This is a genomic window from Streptomyces sp. NPDC001914, from assembly GCF_042891215.1.
GTDB lineage: Bacteria > Actinomycetota > Actinomycetes > Streptomycetales > Streptomycetaceae > Streptomyces.
The window spans coordinates 584,280-605,454 of sequence record NZ_JBIASW010000001.1 but is presented as its reverse complement, the minus strand read 5'-3'; the positions used below and the strand labels follow the sequence as shown (position 1 = coordinate 605,454).

Below are 21,175 nucleotides of genomic sequence, written 5' to 3'. Positions count from 1 at the left end.
TGACATTCACCGGACGCGGGTGACCGTCACCACCGGGTGCCGCGTCGTCCCGGCGAGGACCTCCACGGTGAGGCCTGGCGATACGGTGGTGTAGCTGCCGGTGGCCCGGGCGTGGACCCGCCGTCCCGGCCCCGCGGAGGCGATGTGCGCGGACACGGCGGCGGCGAGTGGCGCGGTGAGAGCCTGCGACAGCGCGCGGCGCCCGTCGGGGAGCTCCACGACGAGGGCGCGCGGCCGCGCCCCGGGTCCGGTGTGGCCGACGACCTCAGCGTCAACGGTCTCGGCGTGCCGGACCTTCTGCCAGATCCGCCCACTCCGGTACAGGGAACTCGCCCGCTTCGCGACGACCCCCTCGATGCCCTGCTCGTGCAGCGTGTCGTACCAGACCTGCGCCACGGTCGGATCATCGGTGGCCGGCACGGCCTGGATGGGCGGCGGCACGTCGGCGAGGACGTCCAGGAGCAGGGCCCGGCGCTCCGAGTATGGACGCCCGCGGACATCGCCGTGGACCGGGTGCTGGAGGATGTCCCACGCGGCGAACGTGGCCGGCCACCGCTCGGCCAGATCGCGGGCCCGCGGCGGGGCGGAGGCGGCCCGGGACTGCGCAGCGCCGAAGTCGACGCGGCCGTCCCGGTAGATGACGGCCTCCCCGTCGAGAACGGTGCCGGGAGGCAGCGTGTGGAACGCGGCGAGCGCAAGATCTAGCCAGACCGCGGTGACGTCCCGCCCGGACCGCGCTTGCACGCGGGCCGTCTCGGCTTCCCGCCAGAGCACAGCTCGATGCCCGTCGAACTTGATCTCGTACCACCAGCCGTCCCCGGTCGGCAGGCGCGGAACCGCCCGGGCGAGCGCGACCTCGACAGGAAACTCCATGTCACCACCATGATCGCGACGCCGAGCGACCGCCCGCCGGGCTACTCCAGCAACCCGAGCTCCGTGTCCGGCCGGCAGTGCGGACACGCCGGCACCCCTTCGACCAGCGCGCTCCGCGCCTGGTCCCGGGCCACGCCGACGGAACGCTTCCCCGCCATGAGGCAGCCGCCGACGTGGACGTACACCGCGGGCGTGTGACCGTCCAGGCCCCGCTCGATAAGCCAGTCCGGCTCGGGCGGCCGGGCATCCAGCCCGCGCTGCCGCTCCGCCTGACGCTGCTCCTCCTCCCGGATCCAGCGTTCGGTCCGCTCCAGGTCCGCCCTCTGGACTCGGGCGAGGAAGTGCAGCAGGTCGAGGCGGGCAGACACGGTGCGATCGTTCACATGTTCGATATTACGGAGGTAGGATCCCACCCGCACACCAGGGGCCCGACGGAAGGAGTAGCGCCATGGATGACGCTGACCTGCTGCTTCGTCTCCGCGTCGACCCGGCCGACCTTGACCCGGCGCCCGAGCGACTGCGGCCCGCGGACGCCGAGCACCGCATAGGCCTGCCCTGCGCTTCGTGCGGACTGCCGGGGTACGCCACACGAATCGTCCGCCTGGCCGACGGCTGCCGCTGGCTGGACACCTGCCGCGACCACATGATCGCCTCCGCCACCTTCCAGGCCGCAAACCGGCCGCGGGGTGACATCCTCACCGACCTCCGCGAGGCCGCGGCCGACGCGGGTGTCGCGCTGACCGTCGTCATCTACGGCGAGGCAGGCTGAGCCCGTGGAAGGCCGCTATCACGTCACCCTGGTGCTCGACGGCAAGCCGACCATGCACGGATGGTGGAAGACCAAGCCGCTCGCGATGAGCCAGTACGGCGGGTGGATCGGCAGGTGGGGCCGGCCCGGCGCGCGCATCACCGTCGTCGACGCGGACACCGAGGACCTGCTGGCAGAGTGGCCGAGCGGCGACTGATCAGTCAGTGGCTTTGTTCTCGAGTTTGGAGGCAGTTGCGTGGAGTGGTCGACGGGGTTGCTCGGGTTCGCCGCTGGGCTCCTGATATCCGTCATCACCGCCCCTGTGGGGGTCTCAGGAGCGGTCTTCCTGCTGCCCGTCCAGGTCAGTGTGCTGGGCGTGCCCAGCCCGGCCGTGACACCCACGAACCTGCTTTACAACGTCGTGGCTGGCCCCGGTGCCCTCCTCCGCTACTGGCGGGCCGGACAGTTGGGCGGGCCGCTGACCCGGCTACTCATCGCAGGCACCGTTCCCGGCGTAGTCATTGGCGCCATGATCCGTGTCTACGCCGTTCCCGGCCCGCGCATCTTCCGCCTCCTTATCGCGGCACTGCTCCTACCACTCGGCTTGTGGCTGTGGCTGAGGACCGTGCGCCCGGCCTCACCCCGCACCCGATATCAGCGTTCGCCCCACGCGACGACGTCGCTGGCCCTGGCCGTCGGCGTGGTCGGTGGCATCTACGGAATCGGCGGTGGTTCGCTGCTCGGCCCGATCCTCGTCGGCCGCGGCGCACCGGTCGCCGCCGTCGCCCCCGCGACCCTGGCCTCCACTTTCGTGACCTCCGTCATCGGAGCGGCCACCTACGCGCTGCTCTCCTTCGCCGCCACCGGCGATGTTGCCCCCGACTGGCTGCTGGGCCTGTCCTGCGGCGCTGGCGGCCTCGTAGGGGGATACCTTGGCGCACGCTTCCAGTCGCACCTGCCCGAGACGGTCCTCCGAATCGTGCTCGGCACCCTCGCCGCCGGAATCGGCGCGCTCTACGCAGTCCAGATCCTTCGCTGACGGTGCCGTGCCCACAGCACGTACAGAGCCAGGTCAGTGCTCCCAGACTTCCGGGCCTCCGCCACGCCAGTCGATTAGTGCCGTCGCCTCTACCCAGGCCGGGTCCGGATCGTCGAGGCCGGCCCGGCGAAGAAACTCCGCGATGTCCCCCAGGCTGTACGCCAGCCCCAGGATCTCTCCGTCCATCCGGACCCGCCGGCCGCCCTGCTCGTCGGGCGGATACACGATGATCGGCAGCACGGTCATGCGGCCACCTTCACCTGAGCTGCATAATCGCGCATCTCGGGCAGGGTGAAGGTCCCTGCCGACCTAGGGGCGGCAGGAGCCTTCGTCATGGCCCGCTACTCGGCCGGGTCGGCGCGGTGGCGGACGGCCTTCTTCACGGCCATCTCGACGGCCATTCGGTTCTCACCGGCCGCCTCCGCGTGCGCGGTGATGGCGGCCTGGACGACGTTGACCGCCTCCCGCCATGCCTTCCACTGGGCGTCGTAGTCGGCGCCGGTGAGTTCGGCCAGGCGGGCGCGGGCCTCCTCGGCGGCGCGCTCGAGGGCGATCAGATCATCGGGATTTCCACGCGGAGATCATAGGCGGGCAGCAGAAAGCCCCTGCCACGGCGCGTGGCAGGGGCCCGGTGGTGGGGTGTCAGCCCCAGGTCGTGTCACTCGCGACGATCACCCCTCGGCTTCGGCCAGACGTTCGACGCACGGCCGTCGCACGGCAAGCTCGGCGCGAACATGCCCAGAGACGATGCCGCCCCATTTGGGCGTGCCGTGGATGTTGTACGCCGGGTCATCCTGGCGCAGCGCTCGCCGCTCCTCGGCTCCCGCCTCACCGCGGGAGTCGTACCAAGTCACCTCGAACGCAGCCACCTGCGGCCACCATGCGTGCAGGTCAGCGTGAGCGGCCCATCGGTTCATCGGGTTGCGCCCGATCCCGACGTATAGAAGGCGGCCGGAGTCGTCGCTCAGACGGTAGACCGCCGTCTCGTCAGTCCCCTTGGGGGCGACCCCTGGATGTGGCATCTGTCCCTGAACCTTGCGCATCTCGTGCGCCTCCGTCCCTCTGGATATCGGTCCGCTGCCCCTGCCTTGACTTCCGGTTGCGGAAGTACGGCTCCAGCACACGCCAGTCGAAGAGCCGCATGCGGCCGACCTTCGGGGCCTGGTTCAACGGGAGCGGCCAGTCCGGGTCCGTCTCGGCGAGCTGCCGAATCCGCTGAACGCTGAGGCGCGCCAGCTTCGCCTTCTCCAGGCGGTCGGGGATCTCCGGGAACGTCACCATCTCGGGCCCCCCTCTCGCGTGCGTCTGGTCTCCCTCAGGGGAGTCGGGCATGCCTCTATCCTCTCAGACTTCCTTGTTTTAAAACAAGGAAGTCGCTACTCTCGTGCTCGGTAAAGGGAAAACCCCTCGGCCCATGCGGAGTGGCGACTCCGGGCCGAGGGGTGGACCCGCCTAACAGCGACGAAAGAGCAGGTCCGCCATGGAGCGTACCGATCAGACCAGCCAAGGGCCCACCCCCCACGCCCCGTTCGCCTGGAGCGACGAGGACAACGAGCCCGTCATCCCGCGCATCCCTCACCCGCGCGCCCCGCAGGCCGGTGCCCGATGAGCGAGAGCCCCCTCGACAACGCCGTCCGCACCCTCGCCATCCTCCTCGCCGACCGCATCGCCGCCGTAACCCCGAACGAGCCGATGACCGAGGCCGCCCGCATCGAACTGTGCGCCGAACTCGCGGATGGCGAACAGTCGTTGTACAGCCAGCTCCTGGCCGCCACCGTCGTTCCCCGACAGACCGGCACCCGGGCCCTCTACGCTGCGGCGCTGCGGCGGCAGGTCGGTGTGCGATGACTGAGCCGACCAGGCCCGACCTCACGCCGCAGGCGAACCGAATTCTCGCGGAGCCCGCGACACCGGCCCTGTGCGGGCAGGACTACGACGCGGCCGGCGACGTACGCCTGACCATGGCGCAGCAGGACGCGAAGGCACGGCGCTGATGGGCCTTTTCCCGCGGCGTGCGCAAAGCACCCGGGCCTACCCCGCCGCCGGCGCCTCCGTCACCGGGTCCGCCAGCCGCTTCCGCCGCGCCAAGACGACCGGCGCCCGCCAGGCGCAGGCCGAGGCCGACAGGTGGGAGGCGAAGGACCGCCAGCGAAGCGGCACGAGCGTTTGGAGCTGGAGGAAGCCATGAGCCTCGGCATGATCCGCTACCGCGTCGAGCGTCCCGACGGCGAGTTCCTCAGCGAGTTCAGCACCAACGCGCTGGACGTCGCCGAGGAGCGGATCGCCCGAATCCGCAAGCACGTCCCCGACCTCAAGGTCACCGAGACCCCCGACGACTGACCCACCACCCAACGCCGCCCCCGCCACCTTCATCCGCGGGGGCGGCCTCTCCCGTCTGGAGCTCACCGTGTTCACGGACCAGCCCATCGCCTGGACGGCCGCCCACGGGCCCGCCGTCCTGATCGCGGGCGTCCTTGTCCTACTCCTCGCCACCCTCGCCGGATACATCGCCCACCGCGCCAGCGGCACCGTGCTCGCCGCGGGCATCGGCGCCCTCGTCTGCACCGGCTTCTCCGCCGACACGTCCTGGCGCTTCGCCGACCACCGCCTGCACATGGCGGTCGATGAGCGGCTGTGGCTGTTCGCGGCCGGCGACATCGTCCTCATCGTGTGCGCCGTCATGGCGCGAGCGAACAAGCTGGCCACCGCCGACGAGCACCAGGCGGGCACGCCGGGTGTCCCCGGCGTCATGGTCTGGTGCATCGCCGGCGTACAGATCGTGCCCGCGTTCACCGAGTCCGGCCTCGTCGGGGGCCTGGTCCGCGCCGTGTTCGGCCCGGTCATGGCCGCGCTGCTCTGGCACCTGGCCATGGGGCTGGAGATCCGTGTCGCCCGGCCCGAGGCGCTGTCCTCCGGGCTGCCCGCGCAGATCGGCCACGAGCTCCGCGAACGGCTGCTGTCGTACCTCGGCCTCGCCGCCCGCGGCCGGACCGCGGTCGAGATCAGCCGCGACCGGGCCACGGCGCGCGCCGTACGCCTGGCCGCCCGCCGGCACCGCGGCTGGTGGGCCCGGGCGGCGCTCAAGTCCAGCGTCGCCCGTTCCGGGGCCGCGACCAACGGCGACCGCCGCCACACCCTGCTGCAGCAGGTCGCCGCCCGGCGCACCGCGATGGACCTGGCGACCGTACCTGTCACCTCGCCATGGGTACCCGAGCCCGTACCCGACCCGTACCCGCGTACCCCGCTCGGGGTGACCGGCGCCGAACTCCGCTCCATGGACCCGCTCGACGCCGTACTCCAGGTACGGGCCGCGCAGCCCGACCTGACCCACGCCGAACTCGCGTCGGTGTGCACCGAGTACGGCGTACCCGTCTCGCCGACCCAAGTGCTGATCGCGGTCCGTACCCGTACCCGTACCTGCCCGCCCGTACCTGCCGTACCCGAGGACTCCGAGCCGGAGCAGCCGGGCCCCCCGGCCGCGCCTCCGGGTGAGCCGGAGCCGGAGGCCGTACCTGCCGCCGCGCCCGTACCCGACCCGCCGCAGGTACCCGTACCCGACACCATCGAGTACGGGTACGGCGTCACCGGCATGCACCTCGACGTGACCACCGAACCCGAGGTACGCCGCGAGTTCGCGTGCGCCGTACCTGCCACCCATACCCGTACCCGCCGTACCCGGCCCGAGGTACACGCCCGTGTACCCGACGTACCCCGGGGGATCGGCGGCGGCGGAGCCGCCCGCCTGGACGAGCTCGCCGACGGCGCGCGGTACGCCCGGCGCGAGGCCGAGACCGCGGGCCGTACCCGTACCCCGGAGCCCGTACCTGGCGAGCCGCGCGGGCCCGTACCCGTACCCGTACCCCGGCCGGCAGGTACGGGAGGCGCGGACGACGTACCTGCCCTACTCGCCCGAGCCCGCGCCGTGGACGCCGCGCACCGCGGCAAGCACGGCCGCCCGGCCGGCATCCAGACCCTGAAGAAGGAGCTCGGCGTCGGCCAGCCGAAGGCCACGGCGATCCGCGCGGCGCTCGACGGGAGGCAGACATGAGCCGCCGCGCGAGCAGCGAACCCGGCGCGGACGAGCTGCGCGTGCGCGGCATCCTCCGCCAGCGCGGCGTCGGGCCCGCCGCGCTCCCGCCGAAGCCCGTGGAGCGGCCACAGGACTGGCTCGACGACATCCTCAACAGCCCGCCACCGGCGGCCGCGGAGGCTCCGCCACCTGCTCCGGAACCAGCCCCGGTCCCGGCGGCCGCTGAGAAACCGAAACCCAAGACCGCGAAGAAGCCGAGGACCGCGAAGCCGAAGCAGAAGAAGGGCAAGAAGGCCGGCCGCCGCAGGCCCGGTCAGGCGCGCACCGCATGGGACAGCCGCCCGCCCTCGCCCCGCCAGTCCCTGGCCGAGGCGTACGACCGGATCCCGTACCGGCTGAAGTGGCTGGCCTACCACGCGTCAGCGGCCTACCTCGGCTGGACCGCCGGCCTCGTCAGCTGGGTCACCTACGTCACCGCGTGGATCGCGGCCACCGGGCTCGGCACCATGCAGGCCGCGCTCTGGTACGGCACCGCGGCCGCCGCCTTCCTGCTCTACCGCCAGTCCCGCCGCCGCTGGTTCCCCGTGGCCTGGCTCGCCGCCGTACCCGCCTCATCCGTCGTCGTCGGCGTGCTGCTCTACGGCACGCCCTCCCCGTAAGGACTTCCGCAGTGAACCTCGGCCCGGTCGGCCTGGCCTTCGTCCTCACCGTCCTGCTCATCGTCGGCATCCCCGGCGGCGGTCAGCTCCGCGCCCTGGGCTGGTGGCCCACGCTCATCCTGTCGATGCTCGCCGGCTCCGCGTACAAGGCGGCCGGGGGTCCGTTCCGGATCGTCCCCGACTTCGTCGGCAGCCTGATCTCCACCGCTCGGGGAGTCGTCCCCGGCTTGACCATGCCGGCCCTCGCGTTCGGCCTGGCCATCGTGATCCTCTTCAAGAAGCTCAACACCCGCCAAGTCGGCTTGCTGGGCATCGTGTTCTGGTACGTCGCCGCTGGCGCCGGCGGCTCGTGGTCGTACGTGTCCGACGCGGTCGCCAACCTCGGGGTGAACGTCTCGTGACCTACTTCAGCCTGCGCAAACGCAACCAGGAGACCGAGCCCGAGAAGGCCGAGGAACTGCCGGAGGCGGCAGACACCGAACTCGAGGAAGCCGAAGCGTCGGCCGACGAACGGCACCCGCTCCTCGCCGGGCTCCTCGGCCCCGGGGAGTGGATCGCGGCCCGGCTCGGCACCGGGCCCGCCTGGGGCGTGCACGTCGTCAGTGTGTGGGCGGTCGCCTTCTACGGCGGCTGGGTCGCCGTCGCTGTCCCGGTGGCCTGGGCGCTCTCGGTGGCCGCGTTCATCCCGCGCGACTACCTGGTGCGCGCAGCGGAGGCCGTCGAGGCCTTCGACGCACGCCGCCGGAAGCCCGCGCTGGCACCCGCTCCGGAGGCCTCGCCCGACGGGGAACCGGAGGCCGTCCGGCGGCTCCTCCTGGACCTCATCGGGGAGGCCCGCGGAGTGCACCTGCGGACCGTCCTCGCCTACCTCCAGAAGCACGGCCAGTGGGAGGGCCGCACGGTCGCCGAGTTGAGGGTGCATCTGGAGGCCCTCGGCATCCCCGTCCAGCCCAAGGTGAAGGTGGGGAAGGTGCCCACCCGCGGGGTGCTCCGCGTCGACCTCGACGCCCTGCCCCCGCTCTCGGAGACGGCCCCGTCTCCCACGCCGTCTCCGCCCGTCTGACCTGCACGTCTACCCGCTGTCTCCCGCCCGGGAGACAGTCGATCTACCCCTGCTCTTCCGGAGGAATTCCCATGCCGCACGAGTACTGGTGCCGCCAGTGCGGGGCCGCGTCGCCGGATCAGCGCGAGCGTCGCGCTGACGCCGAGGACGAGCTCGTCGAGCACCGGCGGGCGGCGCATGGCGGGCTCCGCCCGGAAGCGGGGGACGGGGTACGCAGCGTGCACGCGGACGCCCGCGGCGACGGCATCCTGCCGACAGGCTCGCTGTGGGCTCTGCTCTTTCTTCTCGCGCTGCTTCTGGCGAACTGCTGGGGGCACTGAGCCTGCCGGCCGACCTCCTTGAGATCCGTCCAGGCCAACACCTAGCTCAGCAGGGGGACATGAAGCCAAAACCATGCGACCTCGCCCATTAGCTCCGTAACATCCAGCCCACGTAAGCCAGGGGAGAACCATGCACCGCACCATCACCGCGCTTGCTGCCGTCTGTCTGCTCATCGGCGCGGCCGCAGGCTGCTCCAACGACAGTGAAGACTCCAAAGGGACTTCCCGGAGACCTGCCGCCGCGGCGTCGACCGCTCATCCGTCACCGAAGAAGCTGGCCGACTACTACTCCGACAAGTTCGACGCTGTCTCGGACGACTCGGTGTCCGAATGCCAGACGCCCAGCAGCACGACCTGCGCCACCGACCTCGGGGCCATCATGGCCGTTGTCGATGACCTGGAAGACGACATCGACGCCCGCGGAGGTGCAGCCGAGTACCCCAAGAGCACCAAGCAGATTGCCCAGATGCGTGCCGCGCAGCGCGAGTACGAGGAGAACGAGTGCGAGGCCGACCCAGCAGCCGATGATCCGAACTCCGATTGCTGGGGCATCGTCAACATCACCCTCGGCTCGACGACACTCAGCTTCGCCCTCCAGACCGACGAACTGACCTGACCGGTCATCACCGCCTCGGCCCGCCGCGGCACCTCGAAAGGACGCACCGTGAGGCTGCGCTGGAGAATCCCACTCCCCGGCCCGTTCTCGATCGGCGGCAGCATTCCCCTGACGGGCGGATCACGGCGCCGGCGGGGCGGGGGACGCGGGTGCGTCACAGCCCCTCTCCTCCTGGTCTGGTGGTGTCTCGTATTTGAGGGCTGGCTGTGCTGGTGGCTGCTCAAGCCGTTCTACATCCTCGGTGTTCTGGCGCGCCGGCGGACGACAGGGCAGCCCACACCGATCTGGAGGAGCCGCAACGGCTGGTGGTGACGGAACAGCGAGACGACCTGGATGTGCCCGGGCGAGCAGAACGCGTGGCCACAGGAACGAGACCGCACTGGATGAGGCGGCGACGGAGCGGGGGAGACAAGTGGACTCTGGAACTGCCGGAATCGTCGGGGCGCTGGTTGGCGGCACGCTTACCTCGGTGACCGCGCTTGTCAGCAACCGGTGGACCCACCGGATGGCCCGAGAGCAGTTGGAGGCCCAGAGCCATCAAGCCGACCAACAGCGGCGCTTCGACCTCCGCACAGAGCTCCGTGAGCCTCGCCAGCTTGCCTACTCGGAGTTCATCGCGCAGGCCCATCGCATTCAGGAACTGGCGGGCACCACATGCCGTGACAGCGATGAGTGGAAGGGCCGGATTCTTCCAGCAGTCCAAGAGCTCGGGAAGCTGGGAGCGTCCGTCGCGGTCGTCGGACCCGCTGCCGTGGCCGCACGCGCAGCCGGATTCGTGCAAGCGACGATTGGACTGCTGCGCCATGCAGGTGGGTGGGTGCCGAGCGAGCGTAGCGAGGACCTCGCGGCGGCCGTCGCTCTGGTGGCTCCCCTGGATGCCTTCATCGAGGCCGCACGGAAGGCCTACGAGGATGACGGGTCGAACGTTGGTACCTAGGTCCCGGCGTGGGCGGGTTCACCTCCATGTCCCCTGCCGCATGGAGCGGACCTAGAGCTTGTCCTGGCGATCATGAGCGGAGCCAGAGGCAAGGCTCACCCGATTTGCTCGGCGATTTCCAGGAGGTTGGGGTGCAACCGCCTTGTAGAGAGCTCAACGCCCAACAACCGGCCGTTCGCGTCGAAGTCGAGCACCGCAGCCATGTCATCGCCAGCGATCGCTTGCCGTACTGCTTCACCAGGAGCAACGGCATCGACCAAGTAGATGTAGGCCATGCCTGCCTTGGCGTCGTACGTAACCCGCATCCTCTTCATCCCCGTCTCTCGATCGCACCAGATGCCCAGCTAGGCTATCGGCCACAAGATCGCTGGGACAGGCTCCAGGTTCCGCCCCGTCGAGCATGTGACTATCGCCCGATCTGGTCGTTGAATCGGGGATGGGGCGGGGAGTCTCACGGATGCCGAGTGGGAGCGGCTGCGGCCGGTCCTGCCGGTCAGCAACAGGCGTTGTGGCCGGTGGCGGGACCACCGGCAGGTGATCGACGGGATTCTGCACCGGGTGCGGACCGGGGTGCACTGGCGTGACCTGCCCGAACGGTTCGGACCGTGGAAGACCGTCTACGAGCGCCACCGCCTCTGGTCGGCCGACGGTACCTGGGAGCGCCTGCTCCAGCGGGTCCAGGCCGAGGCGGACGCGGCCGGCGACATCGACTGGGACGTCTCGGTGGACTCCACCATTGTCCGGGCCCACCAGCACGCGGCTGGCGCCCGCACCGATCCACCGCCGGCCCTCGCGCCAAAGGGGGCCGGGTCAGGAGAACACCAGGACGAAACGCCGTGGCAGAGTCTCCTCGCCCGCCTGGCGGAGGTGGTGCAGGAGGCGAGGGGCTCGGCCGCTCGCGCGGCGGGTTCACCACCAAGATCCACCTGAGCGCGGACGGCCGCTGCCGCCCGCTGTCCCTGCTCGTCACCGCGGGGCAGCGGGCCGACTGCACGCAGTTCGAGTCCGTGCTGGAGAAGATCCGCGTCCCACGGGCCGGTTTGGGCAGGCCCCGCAAGACGCCCGAGAGTCTGGCTGCCGACAAGGCGTACAGCAACGGACCGTGCCGTGCCTACCTGCGCAGACGCGGCATCCGGCACACGATCCCGGAGAAGGCCGACAGCCGGGCCGCCCGCCTGCGCAAAGGCTCACGCGGCGGACGGCCATCGAGCTTCGACGAGGAGCGGTACAAGAAGCGCAACACCGTCGAACGGGCCATCAACAAGCTCAAGCACGCCCGAGCCGTCGCCACCCGATACGACAAGCGCGGACACGTCTACCTCGGTACTGTCACCGCAGCCGCCCTCGTCATCTGGCTCCGCACATGATCGACCGGACGGAACCTAGTTGAGCGGCGTCACGTGTCACATCTCAGATACGAAGAGTGCATAGAGCATCCACCCCAAGTCACATGCGCGCCACAATTGCGCGCTCAGACCGTTCTTGGGGGGGGACCATGCGCACCAGAGCCGCACTCATCGCCATCGTCATCTGCGCCGGCACCCTGACGGCCTGCGATGCCGCGGACCATCAGCAGGGCAAAGCCGAGCGGGCTGGCAGCGCCGCGGCGTCCAAGTCCGCGGACTGCGGACCCGACTCGAACCTCTCGCAGTCCGACTGGATCGATCAATGCGGCAGCCTCTCGCCGTCCGAGAAGCAGCCGGACACGGAGCTCGCGGTGGGGGACACGTTCGTCTACAACGACGGCGCCAAGATCACCGTGACCAGCATCCGCCGGCTGACCGCCTTCGGCGAGTGGGACGACCGGCCGGACGCCGACCAGACGGGCTACCGCGTCTCCTGGTCCATCACCAACGGCACCAAGAAGCCTCTCGACGTGGACCAGTGGTCCGAGTCCGAGCAGGGCGCCACGAACGGCGGCGAGGTCACGATGCTCACCGTCGAGAAGGGCTCCCACTCGATGACGGGCCGCATCGCCCCGGGACAGACCGGCACCTTCACCAGCGAGAGCTCCCTCAGCAAGTCCAACGGCACGAAGATCGTCATCACCATGACGCGCATGGACGACCAGGCCGACATGCTCGCCGACGACCCCCACTGGACCGGAACGATCAACTAGGCGCGGCGCCTGCCGTACTCCGCTGTGCTCTCGGCGCACGAGTCTCCTGCCAACCCTCGCTGGGCGGAGCGTCGCAGACGACAAGCAAAATCCAACACGGCGGCTGTGAGCTGCGCGTATCGTCTGCGCCATGGCAAGCACAATCTGCGGCTGGTGCGGTGACCGCACGCACATGTCCATGGTCTTGGAACCCCGAATGCTGCCCATGGCCGCTTGGCCTCGGCAGATTGTAGATCAGCCGGTGTGGATGGCGGCCTTCCGCTGTTCCAGCGAGCAATGCCATCGGATCTCCGTTGGCTGGTCAGTTCTCTACCAAGTGTCCAGTGTGGCCACAGCGAAGATTCAATTGCCTCTGGCGCCTTCCCTGGAATGGGAACCGCGGCGCATTCGCCGACCGGAATTCCTCGATATGCCAGAGGAGATCGCCGACACGGCCAGCGAGGCCCACGCGTGCCTCAGCGTTGGTGCCGCCCGCGGCGCCGTCGCATTGGCTCGGGCAGTCATTGAAGCCACGGCCAAGGCCAAGGGCATCAAGGAAAGCGGCATCGCAGGGAAGATCGACGCTCTGCGCGATAGTGGCAGCATCAGTGCACTCACAGCGGAAGCAAGCCACCAGATTCGACGCGACGGAAATGGTATTGCCCATGGTGACATCGGAGATGAGCCGATCTCACAGGACGACGCCGAGGCCATCCTGGAGTTCATGGATGCATTCCTGGACGAGGTCTTCCAGCGCCCAGCAAAGTTGCAGCGCTTGAAGCAGCGCCACGACGAGCGCAAGCAGGGAGCGGCTGTCCCCGCTCAAACGCTGCCGCCGGCGCCTTCAGGAGCTCCGGCGTAGCCACCGCGCCCGCGGTCGCCGGCCGAGGAGGCCCGTTCATCTCCTCGGTTGGCGCTTGCGCCAGCGCCGCGCCGTCCACCACCCCGCCCGGTAGAACTGCCAGCGCTTCGGCAGGTACAGCAGATCGTCGCGGGCTACGTCGATGAAGGCCCGCTGTGCCTCCACGACCCGGCTCACCGCGTTCGTCATGTCGTCGTTCGACACGGTCAGGTCGAGATCGAAGACTGCGTTCAACTGATCGAGCACCAGATCGGCGGCCTCCAGCGGTGCCGGATTGGCCACCAGGCGGACGTCCATGTATGCCTGGAGTACCTCGCTCTGCTGCGCCCGTAGAGCGTGCAGCGCTTGCCGGGTCGCGCGTGTCGCTAGGCCAGGCCTGAACGTCACCGTCCACCGCCTCGGACCCACGCGCATCGCGTAGAGCTGCGCTTCCAAGCGCGTGGCGGCCATGGTCGTGTAGGCCTCGGTGACTGCCGCCTGGAACCGGGCATAGACCTGGCGGCGCTCATCTCTGCTACCCAGGCGTACGCCTGCCTTGGACTGGAGCTGCTTCGTTACGGCGTTGCTCGCCGCCTTGGCCAGCGACGAAGCGCCAACACTGATCGGATCAACCACGGCGACAGTGTGCACCCTCAACTCGTACCCAGGTATGCAGAATTGAGCGTGTCGCACGCGAACTACTAGCCTGGGAGGGAGTGGCTGGCGACTGCACCGCTACCGGGGTCTAGGCAACAGGCAGTCCTAATAACAGGATTGGTGCATGGCGAGGAAGAAGCTCACGAAAGCCGCCAGAGCCGCCAGGCAAGCCGAGAAGCTCCAGGAGCGGGTCCGCCGAGAGCGAGCGGTCATGGCGGAGCGAGTGCGAGCGGCGCGACAGGAACGAGTGGGCGACGGGGTGTCGAAGCCGCCGCCAGACGACCCCGTGTCGGTGCATGCCATGTCGGCCTCCATTGAGAGCAGTCGCCGTCGGCATTGACGACGGAACGGGGGACGCTGGCCGCTGCACACTGTCCTTGTGAACACCTCAATCGGCAAGGACGATCGACCTCTGATCACTACCGACATGGCGGCCTATTCGATGGGGTTGAGCCCCAAGCGGTTCCGCGACTGGGCACGCCGACGCGGCATTACCCCGGCTAGTTCCCGCCCCAACCCCAACCGCGGCCAGGCCCTCGCACTGTGGGACCTGGCCGACATCGCGGGAGTCCTGCGCCAGGCAGGGCGGTCAGCGGACACCAGCACCGTCCGCTGACCGATGCCCGTACGTACTGTGCGGGACAGGTTCCTACAGTCCTTGACAGAAGATCGCCGCGCGCTCATTCTGTGAGACGTTGGCACCGGTGTCCCGCAGGTCTCACCGACAGACCCTCGACACCCTCACCATCCACCCCAGCCCGGCCTCCGTGCCGGGCTTCGTCGTACCTGGAGGGCCCATGCTGCGCCGATACCGCACCCAGTACGACGTGCCTGGCCTAGGCCGCCGAGAGTCCACCTGGTGGCAGCTCGGCAACCGCATCTGGCGCCACCGGGTGCGCCCCGTCCACTGACCATGGCCGAGCTCAGCGAGCAGGACATCCAGCGCAGGACCAGGCAGGCCCGCAGCGGCCGGCCGTGGCACCGCCTCCAGGCGCAGGTCTACGTGGAGGAGACCCACTGCTGGATCTGTCATCGATGGGTGGACCAGTCCCTGCCCGGCACGACCCACCCCATGGCCCGCACCGTCGACCACGTCCATCCCCTCTGGCTCGGGGGAGACCCCCTCGACCGGGCGAACTGCCGCCTCGCTCACCGGCGCTGCAACACCGCCCGGAACAACCAGGTCAGGGCCGCGAAGCGGCCGCGCCCAAGCTTCACGGTCAACGCCTCGGCGCTCTGACCTGCGGATATGCCCTCGGTCTGGTGTGATCGAGGGTCCGGACATGATCCACCCGGGTTCCAGGTCGCCGGATCACGCCGGGCGGAGCCTGGATTGCAAGCCCCTGACCTGCGGGAATGTCGGAATGTCGGATTTAATCCGTTTTTTTGATCAAGCAGTGACTGACCCCGCCCCCACCTGACCCTCCCTCTCCCCCCGCGATTTTTGGGCAGGCCAAAGGATCATGGTGGGAGGGGTTTTCGAGTGAAAGATGAGCCTGCCGGTCTCGGTGATCGGGGCCGCCGGATGTGGCGGGAATCCCTGGCGGTCTGGTCTCTGACTCCGGCGCATCTGGTGCTGCTGGAGGAGGCTTGTCGGTTCGCCGACCGGCTCGAAGTGCTCGACTCCATACTGCGCGCCACGTCAAGGGAAGTCAACCCAGATTTGGCGCAATTCGCTGATATTTCGGCACTGTTGGGGGAGTCCCGGCAGCAATCGGCGGCCCTCAAGGCCCTCTTGGCGGAGATCCGGCAGGGCCAGTACGGCTCGTCCCCGGCCTCAGTGGATCCGGCGGGAGGTGCGGGCGTTGCTGACCTCACCGCCAGGATCGCTCGCAAGCAGGCCGAGAGTTGAGCTCGCCCCGCCGTCGGCGTACACGCTCGGGCCCGAGGCTTGTCTCCTGGCGAAGCGTGCCGGCCTCGAAGCAGACCCGTGGCAGGCCGACAGCCTCGACCTGATGATGTCCGTCCGCCCCGACGGGAAATGGGCGTGCTTCGAGTTCGCCGAGTGGGTGCCCCGCCAGAACGGCAAGGGCGCCATCCTGGAGATCAGGGCGTTGGCCGGGTTCCTGCTCCTGGGCGAGCAGCTGATCATGTGGTCGGCGCACGAGTACAAGACCGCGATCCGGGCGTTCCGGCGCATGAAGGCGCTGTTCAAGAGGCTCGGCAAGCAGGTCGGCGCCAACGAGAACCTGCTCGAAGTCGACGGCATCCTCATCAAGGTCATTAACACCAACGGTGAGGAAGGCTTCGAGCGGCTCGACACGAACGCCGAGTTGAAGTTCATCGCCCGGAGCAAGGGCAGCGGCCGCGGCTTCACCGGGCACACGAACATCATCGACGAGTCCTTCGCGTACACGTGGGAGCAGAACGAAGCTCTCATGCCGACGATGCGGGCCGTCCCGAACCCGCAGATCATCTACACCTCGACGCCGCCCCTGAACGGTGCCAGCGGCGACGTGATGTATGCACTGCGCCAGCGAGCCGAAGCAGGAGGGGATGCCTCGCTGGGATACCGGGACTGGGGTCTCGGCGGGGACCTGGAGGCGAAGACCCTCGCGGAGATCAACCTCGACGACCCGGCCCTGTGGCAGTCCACCAACCCGGCCTGGGGCTACCGCGTCACCGAAGAGGCCACGGCCCGGGACCGGCGCGGAATGTCGGACGAGGGCTTCGGCCGCGAGATCCTCGGGATCTGGCCCAAGCGCGCCGAGGGCTCCACGGTCATCGACCCGGCGAAGTGGGCGGCGATGCTCGACGAGCACTCGCAGCGCGACCGGGAAGCCGGCCTCGCGCTCGGACTGGACATCAGCCCGCTCCGCGACGCGGCCTCGATCTGCGTGTACGGGCTGCGCGCCGACGGCATGGGCCACGTCCAGATCGCCGACTACCGGTCCGGCACGAAGTGGGTTCTGCCCCGGCTGATCGAGCTGCGCGACGCGCTGGAGCCCATCGCCATCGCCATGGGCCGCGGCACCTTCGCCTTCCTCAAGACCGCCCTGGACGACGCCGGATTCAAGGTTCCCGAGGACCCGGAGGAGCCAGAGACCGGCGACCTCGCGGTGACCGGCGCGATCGACATGGCGGCCGCCACCGGCCAGGTCCTCGAGGGAGTGCGCGAGCAGCAGTTCCGCGTCGCCCCGTCCCGGCACCTGGACGTCGCCGTCGCCGGCGCCAAGACCAAGACGTCCGGCGACACGATCGCGTGGACGCCGACCAAGTCGGACGTGGACATCACGCCGCTCGTCGCCATGACTCTCGCTCGCTGGAGCTACGACTCCCGGTCGCACCTCCTGGCGGCCGCCGACTACGACGTCACCGCGTCGATCTTCTGACCCGTCCGCCGTACCCAGGCGCCCCGCCGGGGCGCTGTATCCGACCGGAAGGGGTCCGACGTGCGTAAACCCCTTCCGCCGCTGGGGCTGGACGCGCGGCGCGACCACGGCCGAGCGGCGCAGCATCGGCCCGGGCAACGTCTCGTGGCCCACCAACGACATCGCGTCCCCGGCCGCGGCGTCCGAATACGGGGCGCTCGGTCTCACCCCGGTGTTCGCGGCCGGCCGGCTGCTGTCCTCGTCGGTGTCGTCGCTGCCGATCCAGCAGTACCGGCGAATCGGCGACGCCACGAGGAAGCTGCCGCTCGCCGGGCTGTTCAGGTCGCCGTCTGCACAGGGGACGATCGACGACTGGATTGGGCGGGCGATGACGTCGCTCGTCTACCGGGGCAACGCCGTCGGGCTCGTGATGGAGACGGACTGGCTGGAGTACCCGACCCGGATCGAGTGGCTGAACCCGGCGCTGGTGTACGTCCAGGACCAGATGCCGCTCGGCGAGCGCGGCAGCTTCACGGACCCGGTGTGGACGTACTGCGGCGTGGAGATCCCGGCCGAGGACATCGTGCACATCCCCTGGATGACGATGCCGGGCCGCGTGTGGGGGCTGTCGCCGCTCGCCGCGTACGCGGTCACCGTGTCCACGGGCCTGGCCGCGCAGAAGTTCGTCGACGACTACTTCCGCAACGGCGGGCAGCCGCCCGGGCACTTCCGCAACACCGCCCAGACGGTCAATCAGGCGGACGCCACCGTCATCAAGCGGCGCCTGGTCGACGCGATCCGCTCCCGCGAACCCATCGTGTACGGCAAGGACTGGGAGTACGCGCCGATCACGATCAGCGTGGCCGAGGCGCAGTTCTGCGAGACGCAGCGCCTCACGGCCACACAGATCGCCGCCGTCTACGGCATCCCGCCCGAGAAGATCGGCGGCGAGACCGGCGGCTCCTACACCTACAGCTCCCCGGAGCAGCGGCAGATCGAGTTCATCACCGACGCCCTCCTGCCCTACCTGGTGAAGCTGGAGAACCACCTCAGCGCACAGCTCCCGCGCGGCCAGTACATCAAGTTCAACGCCGACGCCCTGATCCGCGTGGACATCCTCACCCGGCACTCGGTGTACGAGAAGTCCCGCCTGATCGGCCTGAACAACCTCGACGAGCTGCGCGCCCGCGAGGACGAGCCGCCGCTGCCCGACGGCCGAGGCCAGGACTACACGCCGCTCCCCATCCAGGCGGGCGCCGCCGTCCACGTACCGCAGATCCGCGGCGAGAGGCCGCCACACGACGGCGGGCTGCGCCTCGTCAAGACACAGGGGAGAGACCATGGTTGACCGGCTCCAGCTCCGGGACTCCCCGGAACGCCGCGGCATCGCCTCCGGGCAGTTCGAGCTCCGCGAACTGGGAGGCGGGCAGCTCCTCCTCACCGGCTACGCGAGCGTCTTCGAGGCCCCGTACGAGGTGTACGGAGGCCCGCCGTACGGCTGGACCGAGGTCGTCGACCGGAAGGCCTTCGACACGACCCTTGCCGCGCGGGCCGACACCCACCTGCTGATCAACCACGCTGGCATGCCGCTCGCCCGCACCAAGTCCGGGACGCTGAAGCTCGCCGCGGACTCGACCGGCCTGCACGTCGAAGCCGGCCTCGACCCGTCCGACCCGGACGTCCAGAGCCTCGTCCCGAAGATGCGCCGCAAGGACATGGACGAGATGAGCTTCGGGTTCCGCGTCAAGGACGACGAGTGGAACGAGGACTACACCGAGCGTCGCCTCCTGGAGGTGAGCCTCCACAAGGGCGACGTCTCCGTCGTCAACTTCGGCGCCAACCCGGCCACTTCCGTGCAGCTCAACAGCGCGAGCGAGGCCCTGGAGTACCTGGCGGGCCTCGACCCGGCGGCCGCGCTCGCCGAGCTCCGCTCGGACGGCATCGACCTGGCACGGCTGGCCCGGGCCCGCGACAACGTGGCCGCCCTGCACCGGCAGATGCGCCCGGCGGAGCCGAAGCGCTCCTCGGGGACGATGACGCTCGCCGAGGCGCGCGCCATCGCGGAAGGCTCGGTCGTGGTCCGTCTCGCGGACCAGATCCCCGTCCACTCGACGCCGACCTCCGCCGAGGCCATCGACCGGCGGGCGGCAGCCGACGGCGCCACCGGCAGTCCCGTGCTGCTGCGGTACGTGCACGCGCACGTCGACCCGGCCGGCGCCCCCGACGACGCGGCGTCGTACCGGTTCCCCCACCACGACCCCCACATCGGATCCCCGGCATCACTGCCGGCCGTCCGGCACGCCCTGTCGCTGCTCCCCGGAGCCGACCTGACCGCCGACCAGAAGGCCGCCGTGGAGCGGCACCTGCGCCGGCACCTCGAAGACGCCGGGTCCTGACCCGACGCATCCCTGGCGCACTGCGCCCGCACCACCCGTGACCTGGCACAGGGCACGGCGCTGTCGACCGCCTGGCACTGGCGCACCGACGGCTCATCTCGGCCTGGCACTGGCCGCCGTCATGATCCGTATCGCCAGAAAGGCACGCTCATGGATGAGCGATTCCGGCGGCTTGTTGCCCGCCGCGAGCAGATCGCGCAGCAGCGCTCCGACACCCTCGCCAAGCGCAAGGCCATCACCGACCTTGCCGAGGAAGAGGCGCGCGAGGATCTGCTCCCCGAGGAGGACGCCGAGTTCCGGGAGCTGACCGGACAGATCGCATCCTTCGACGACCAGCTGTCGCAGCTCGACGAGCGGATCGCCGAGCTGTCCGCCGAGGCCGAGCGCGACGCCACGGTCACGGCCGGCGCCGCCGCGGTCAAGCGCGCGAAGGCCCGCGTCTCCAGCGTCACGGAGTCCCGCACCTACGAGAAGGGCAACGGGCGCTCCTACCTTCAGGACCTCGCCCGCCTCCAGCTCAACATGGACGCCGACGGCGGCGCCCGCGAGCGGCTGGTCCGGCACGCCCAGGACGTCGCGACCGACCCCGAGTACCGCGACCTTCTCCGCACGGACGGCAACGGCGGCTACTTCGTCCCGCCGGTGTGGCTGATGGACCAGTACATCGAGCTGGCCCGAGCCGGCCGGGCGTACGCGAACGTCGTGAACAACCAGCCGCTGCCCGGCGGCACCGACTCGATCAACATCCCGAAGGTCGCCACCGGTACGACCACGGCGATCCAGACGGCGGACAACGGCGCGGTCTCCGAGACCGACGCCACCGACACGTTCATCAACGCGCCGGTCCGCACGATCGCCGGTCAGCAGGACGTCGCCATCCAGCTCCTCGACCAGAGCCCCGTCTCCTTCGACGAGGTCATCTTCCGGGACCTGGTGGCCGACTACGCCACGAAGACCGACCTTCAGGTCATCTCCGGCTCCGGCTCCTCCGGCCAGGTCACCGGTGTCCGCGCCACCTCCGGCATCACCACCATCACGTACACCGACGCGACGCCCACCGTCGCGAAGCTGTACTCGAAGATCGCGGACGCCGTGCAGCGGGTCCACACCCTGCGCTTCATGGCGCCGACCGCGATCGTCATGCACCCGCGCCGGTGGGCGTCGCTGCTCGCCGCCTCGGACTCCAACGGCCGCCCGCTGGTCGTCCCGGACGCCGGGAACCCGCAGAACGCCGTCGCGACCCTCGGTGTCGTGGGCTCGCAGCAGGTCGTCGGACAGATGCACGGCCTGCCCGTCATCACCGACCCGTCCATGCCGACCAACCTCGGCGCCGGCACCAACGAGGACGTCGTCCACGTCATTCGGGCCAGCGACATCCTCCTGTACGAGTCGGGCATCCGGTCCCGGGTCCTGCCCGAGGTCGGCTCCGGCAACCTCACGGTCCGCCTCCAGATCTACGGCTACCTCGCGTTCACGGCCGCCCGCTACCCGGCGTCCGTGGTCGAGATCGGCGGCACGGGTCTGGTCGCCCCGTCGTTCTGATCCGCCCCTGGGGCCGGGCCTCGCGCCCGGCCCCTCTCAGGACAG

The 21,175-nt window shown here is 69.8% G+C and carries 32 protein-coding genes; 26 read left to right on the top strand and 6 right to left on the bottom strand.

Annotated features, from left to right (window positions below; translation table 11 throughout):
* Window positions 1–6 precede the first annotated feature (6 nt).
* Complete coding sequence (locus ACFYYF_RS02860; RefSeq protein WP_388770680.1) at window positions 7–873, bottom strand: ATP-dependent DNA ligase; 867 nt, start codon at window positions 871–873, stop codon at window positions 7–9.
* A 41-nt stretch (window positions 874–914) separates the two neighbouring features.
* Window positions 915–1,256 carry a DUF6233 domain-containing protein gene (locus ACFYYF_RS02855; protein ID WP_388770677.1) on the bottom strand — a complete coding sequence of 114 codons (342 nt, stop codon included), beginning with the start codon at window positions 1,254–1,256 and terminating at the stop codon, window positions 915–917.
* Between the two features lie 65 nt (window positions 1,257–1,321).
* Here ACFYYF_RS02855 and ACFYYF_RS02850 point away from each other — a divergent pair, with 65 nt between their 5' ends.
* From ACFYYF_RS02850 to ACFYYF_RS02840, 3 genes are read left to right on the top strand one after another with little or no spacing between them, the layout of a single operon-like run.
* Window positions 1,322–1,642 (top strand): hypothetical protein, encoded by a 321-nt coding sequence (locus ACFYYF_RS02850; protein WP_388770675.1) that lies wholly within the window; start codon window positions 1,322–1,324, stop codon window positions 1,640–1,642.
* A 4-nt stretch (window positions 1,643–1,646) separates the two neighbouring features.
* On the top strand, window positions 1,647–1,838 hold the full coding sequence (locus ACFYYF_RS02845) for a hypothetical protein (protein WP_388770672.1): 192 nt from the start codon (window positions 1,647–1,649) through the stop codon (window positions 1,836–1,838).
* 39 nt (window positions 1,839–1,877) lie between these two features.
* Window positions 1,878–2,660 carry a sulfite exporter TauE/SafE family protein gene (locus ACFYYF_RS02840; RefSeq protein WP_388770670.1) on the top strand — a complete coding sequence of 261 codons (783 nt, stop codon included), beginning with the start codon at window positions 1,878–1,880 and terminating at the stop codon, window positions 2,658–2,660.
* Between the two features lie 33 nt (window positions 2,661–2,693).
* Here ACFYYF_RS02840 and ACFYYF_RS02835 read toward each other — a convergent pair whose 3' ends face one another.
* Window positions 2,694–2,906, bottom strand: coding sequence for a hypothetical protein (locus tag ACFYYF_RS02835; RefSeq protein WP_388770667.1), 213 nt, complete (start codon window positions 2,904–2,906; stop codon window positions 2,694–2,696).
* Between the two features lie 87 nt (window positions 2,907–2,993).
* On the opposite strand from ACFYYF_RS02835, the gene ACFYYF_RS02830 reads away from it, so the two are divergent.
* Window positions 2,994–3,152: a hypothetical protein gene (locus tag ACFYYF_RS02830; RefSeq protein ID WP_388770665.1), complete on the top strand. Its 159-nt coding sequence runs from the start codon at window positions 2,994–2,996 to the stop codon at window positions 3,150–3,152.
* Between the two features lie 179 nt (window positions 3,153–3,331).
* Here ACFYYF_RS02830 and ACFYYF_RS02825 read toward each other — a convergent pair whose 3' ends face one another.
* Window positions 3,332–3,703, bottom strand: a complete 372-nt coding sequence (locus ACFYYF_RS02825; protein ID WP_388770663.1) for a hypothetical protein — start codon at window positions 3,701–3,703, stop codon at window positions 3,332–3,334.
* Window positions 3,704–4,140: 437 nt separating this feature from the next.
* Here ACFYYF_RS02825 and ACFYYF_RS02820 point away from each other — a divergent pair, with 437 nt between their 5' ends.
* The 11 genes from ACFYYF_RS02820 (at window position 4,141) to ACFYYF_RS02770 (ending at window position 10,285) form a co-directional block, all read left to right on the top strand.
* Window positions 4,141–4,269, top strand: coding sequence for a hypothetical protein (locus tag ACFYYF_RS02820; protein WP_388770660.1), 129 nt, complete (start codon window positions 4,141–4,143; stop codon window positions 4,267–4,269).
* The gene (locus ACFYYF_RS02815) at window positions 4,266–4,508 is read left to right on the top strand and encodes a hypothetical protein (protein ID WP_388770658.1); all 243 of its coding nucleotides are present in this window, start codon (window positions 4,266–4,268) and stop codon (window positions 4,506–4,508) included. The genes ACFYYF_RS02820 and ACFYYF_RS02815 overlap by 4 nt, the downstream gene beginning before the upstream one ends.
* On the top strand, window positions 4,505–4,654 hold the full coding sequence (locus tag ACFYYF_RS02810) for a hypothetical protein (RefSeq protein WP_388770655.1): 150 nt from the start codon (window positions 4,505–4,507) through the stop codon (window positions 4,652–4,654). Before ACFYYF_RS02815 ends, ACFYYF_RS02810 begins: the two co-directional genes overlap by 4 nt.
* A gap of 190 nt (window positions 4,655–4,844) precedes the next feature.
* Window positions 4,845–5,000: a hypothetical protein gene (locus ACFYYF_RS02805; protein WP_388770652.1), complete on the top strand. Its 156-nt coding sequence runs from the start codon at window positions 4,845–4,847 to the stop codon at window positions 4,998–5,000.
* Window positions 5,001–5,067: 67 nt separating this feature from the next.
* Window positions 5,068–6,708 carry a hypothetical protein gene (locus tag ACFYYF_RS02800; RefSeq protein WP_388770650.1) on the top strand — a complete coding sequence of 547 codons (1,641 nt, stop codon included), beginning with the start codon at window positions 5,068–5,070 and terminating at the stop codon, window positions 6,706–6,708.
* A complete protein-coding gene (locus tag ACFYYF_RS02795) occupies window positions 6,705–7,349 on the top strand; it encodes a hypothetical protein (protein WP_388770647.1) in 645 nt (214 codons plus the stop codon). The genes ACFYYF_RS02800 and ACFYYF_RS02795 overlap by 4 nt, the downstream gene beginning before the upstream one ends.
* Window positions 7,350–7,360: 11 nt before the next feature.
* Window positions 7,361–7,750, top strand: a complete 390-nt coding sequence (locus ACFYYF_RS02790; protein ID WP_388770645.1) for a hypothetical protein — start codon at window positions 7,361–7,363, stop codon at window positions 7,748–7,750.
* On the top strand, window positions 7,747–8,412 hold the full coding sequence (locus ACFYYF_RS02785) for a hypothetical protein (RefSeq protein WP_388770642.1): 666 nt from the start codon (window positions 7,747–7,749) through the stop codon (window positions 8,410–8,412). The genes ACFYYF_RS02790 and ACFYYF_RS02785 overlap by 4 nt, the downstream gene beginning before the upstream one ends.
* A 71-nt stretch (window positions 8,413–8,483) precedes the next feature.
* Complete coding sequence (locus tag ACFYYF_RS02780; RefSeq protein ID WP_388770639.1) at window positions 8,484–8,732, top strand: hypothetical protein; 249 nt, start codon at window positions 8,484–8,486, stop codon at window positions 8,730–8,732.
* Window positions 8,733–8,862: 130 nt separating this feature from the next.
* On the top strand, window positions 8,863–9,348 hold the full coding sequence (locus tag ACFYYF_RS02775) for a hypothetical protein (protein WP_388770636.1): 486 nt from the start codon (window positions 8,863–8,865) through the stop codon (window positions 9,346–9,348).
* A gap of 469 nt (window positions 9,349–9,817) precedes the next feature.
* Window positions 9,818–10,285 (top strand): hypothetical protein, encoded by a 468-nt coding sequence (locus ACFYYF_RS02770; RefSeq protein WP_388770634.1) that lies wholly within the window; start codon window positions 9,818–9,820, stop codon window positions 10,283–10,285.
* A 95-nt stretch (window positions 10,286–10,380) separates the two neighbouring features.
* On the opposite strand, the gene ACFYYF_RS02765 is transcribed toward ACFYYF_RS02770, so the two are convergent.
* Entirely contained in the window at window positions 10,381–10,590 is a 210-nt protein-coding gene (locus ACFYYF_RS02765) for a DUF2283 domain-containing protein (protein ID WP_388771541.1), read from the bottom strand.
* Between the two features lie 124 nt (window positions 10,591–10,714).
* Here ACFYYF_RS02765 and ACFYYF_RS02760 point away from each other — a divergent pair.
* The 3 genes from ACFYYF_RS02760 to ACFYYF_RS02750 all read left to right on the top strand — a co-directional run bounded on the left by ACFYYF_RS02760 (window position 10,715) and on the right by ACFYYF_RS02750 (window position 13,245).
* A protein-coding gene (locus ACFYYF_RS02760; RefSeq protein WP_388771539.1) for an IS5 family transposase occupies window positions 10,715–11,652 on the top strand; the annotation gives its coding sequence in 2 pieces (ribosomal slippage) (window positions 10,715–11,056 and window positions 11,059–11,652; 936 coding nt in all).
* A 128-nt stretch (window positions 11,653–11,780) separates the two neighbouring features.
* Complete coding sequence (locus tag ACFYYF_RS02755; RefSeq protein ID WP_388770631.1) at window positions 11,781–12,404, top strand: hypothetical protein; 624 nt, start codon at window positions 11,781–11,783, stop codon at window positions 12,402–12,404.
* A 130-nt stretch (window positions 12,405–12,534) separates the two neighbouring features.
* A complete protein-coding gene (locus tag ACFYYF_RS02750; RefSeq protein WP_388770629.1) occupies window positions 12,535–13,245 on the top strand; it encodes a DUF4145 domain-containing protein in 711 nt (236 codons plus the stop codon).
* Window positions 13,246–13,281: 36 nt separating this feature from the next.
* Here ACFYYF_RS02750 and ACFYYF_RS02745 read toward each other — a convergent pair whose 3' ends face one another.
* A complete protein-coding gene (locus ACFYYF_RS02745) occupies window positions 13,282–13,860 on the bottom strand; it encodes a hypothetical protein (protein WP_388770626.1) in 579 nt (192 codons plus the stop codon).
* A 400-nt stretch (window positions 13,861–14,260) separates the two neighbouring features.
* On the opposite strand from ACFYYF_RS02745, the gene ACFYYF_RS02740 reads away from it, so the two are divergent.
* The 8 genes from ACFYYF_RS02740 (at window position 14,261) to ACFYYF_RS02705 (ending at window position 21,130) form a co-directional block, all read left to right on the top strand.
* Window positions 14,261–14,497 carry a hypothetical protein gene (locus ACFYYF_RS02740; RefSeq protein WP_388770623.1) on the top strand — a complete coding sequence of 79 codons (237 nt, stop codon included), beginning with the start codon at window positions 14,261–14,263 and terminating at the stop codon, window positions 14,495–14,497.
* Window positions 14,498–14,585: 88 nt separating this feature from the next.
* On the top strand, window positions 14,586–14,792 hold the full coding sequence (locus tag ACFYYF_RS02735; RefSeq protein WP_388770621.1) for a hypothetical protein: 207 nt from the start codon (window positions 14,586–14,588) through the stop codon (window positions 14,790–14,792).
* Between the two features lie 2 nt (window positions 14,793–14,794).
* A complete protein-coding gene (locus ACFYYF_RS02730; protein ID WP_388770619.1) occupies window positions 14,795–15,121 on the top strand; it encodes an HNH endonuclease in 327 nt (108 codons plus the stop codon).
* Between the two features lie 243 nt (window positions 15,122–15,364).
* Window positions 15,365–15,733, top strand: coding sequence for a hypothetical protein (locus ACFYYF_RS02725; RefSeq protein ID WP_388770617.1), 369 nt, complete (start codon window positions 15,365–15,367; stop codon window positions 15,731–15,733).
* 103 nt (window positions 15,734–15,836) lie between these two features.
* Window positions 15,837–17,213 (top strand): hypothetical protein, encoded by a 1,377-nt coding sequence (locus ACFYYF_RS02720; RefSeq protein ID WP_388770614.1) that lies wholly within the window; start codon window positions 15,837–15,839, stop codon window positions 17,211–17,213.
* Between the two features lie 34 nt (window positions 17,214–17,247).
* Window positions 17,248–18,540 (top strand): phage portal protein, encoded by a 1,293-nt coding sequence (locus tag ACFYYF_RS02715; protein ID WP_388771537.1) that lies wholly within the window; start codon window positions 17,248–17,250, stop codon window positions 18,538–18,540.
* Complete coding sequence (locus ACFYYF_RS02710; protein ID WP_388770612.1) at window positions 18,533–19,588, top strand: HK97 family phage prohead protease; 1,056 nt, start codon at window positions 18,533–18,535, stop codon at window positions 19,586–19,588. The genes ACFYYF_RS02715 and ACFYYF_RS02710 overlap by 8 nt, the downstream gene beginning before the upstream one ends.
* 150 nt (window positions 19,589–19,738) lie before the next feature.
* Window positions 19,739–21,130: a phage major capsid protein gene (locus tag ACFYYF_RS02705; RefSeq protein ID WP_361684391.1), complete on the top strand. Its 1,392-nt coding sequence runs from the start codon at window positions 19,739–19,741 to the stop codon at window positions 21,128–21,130.
* Window positions 21,131–21,175 lie beyond the last annotated feature (45 nt).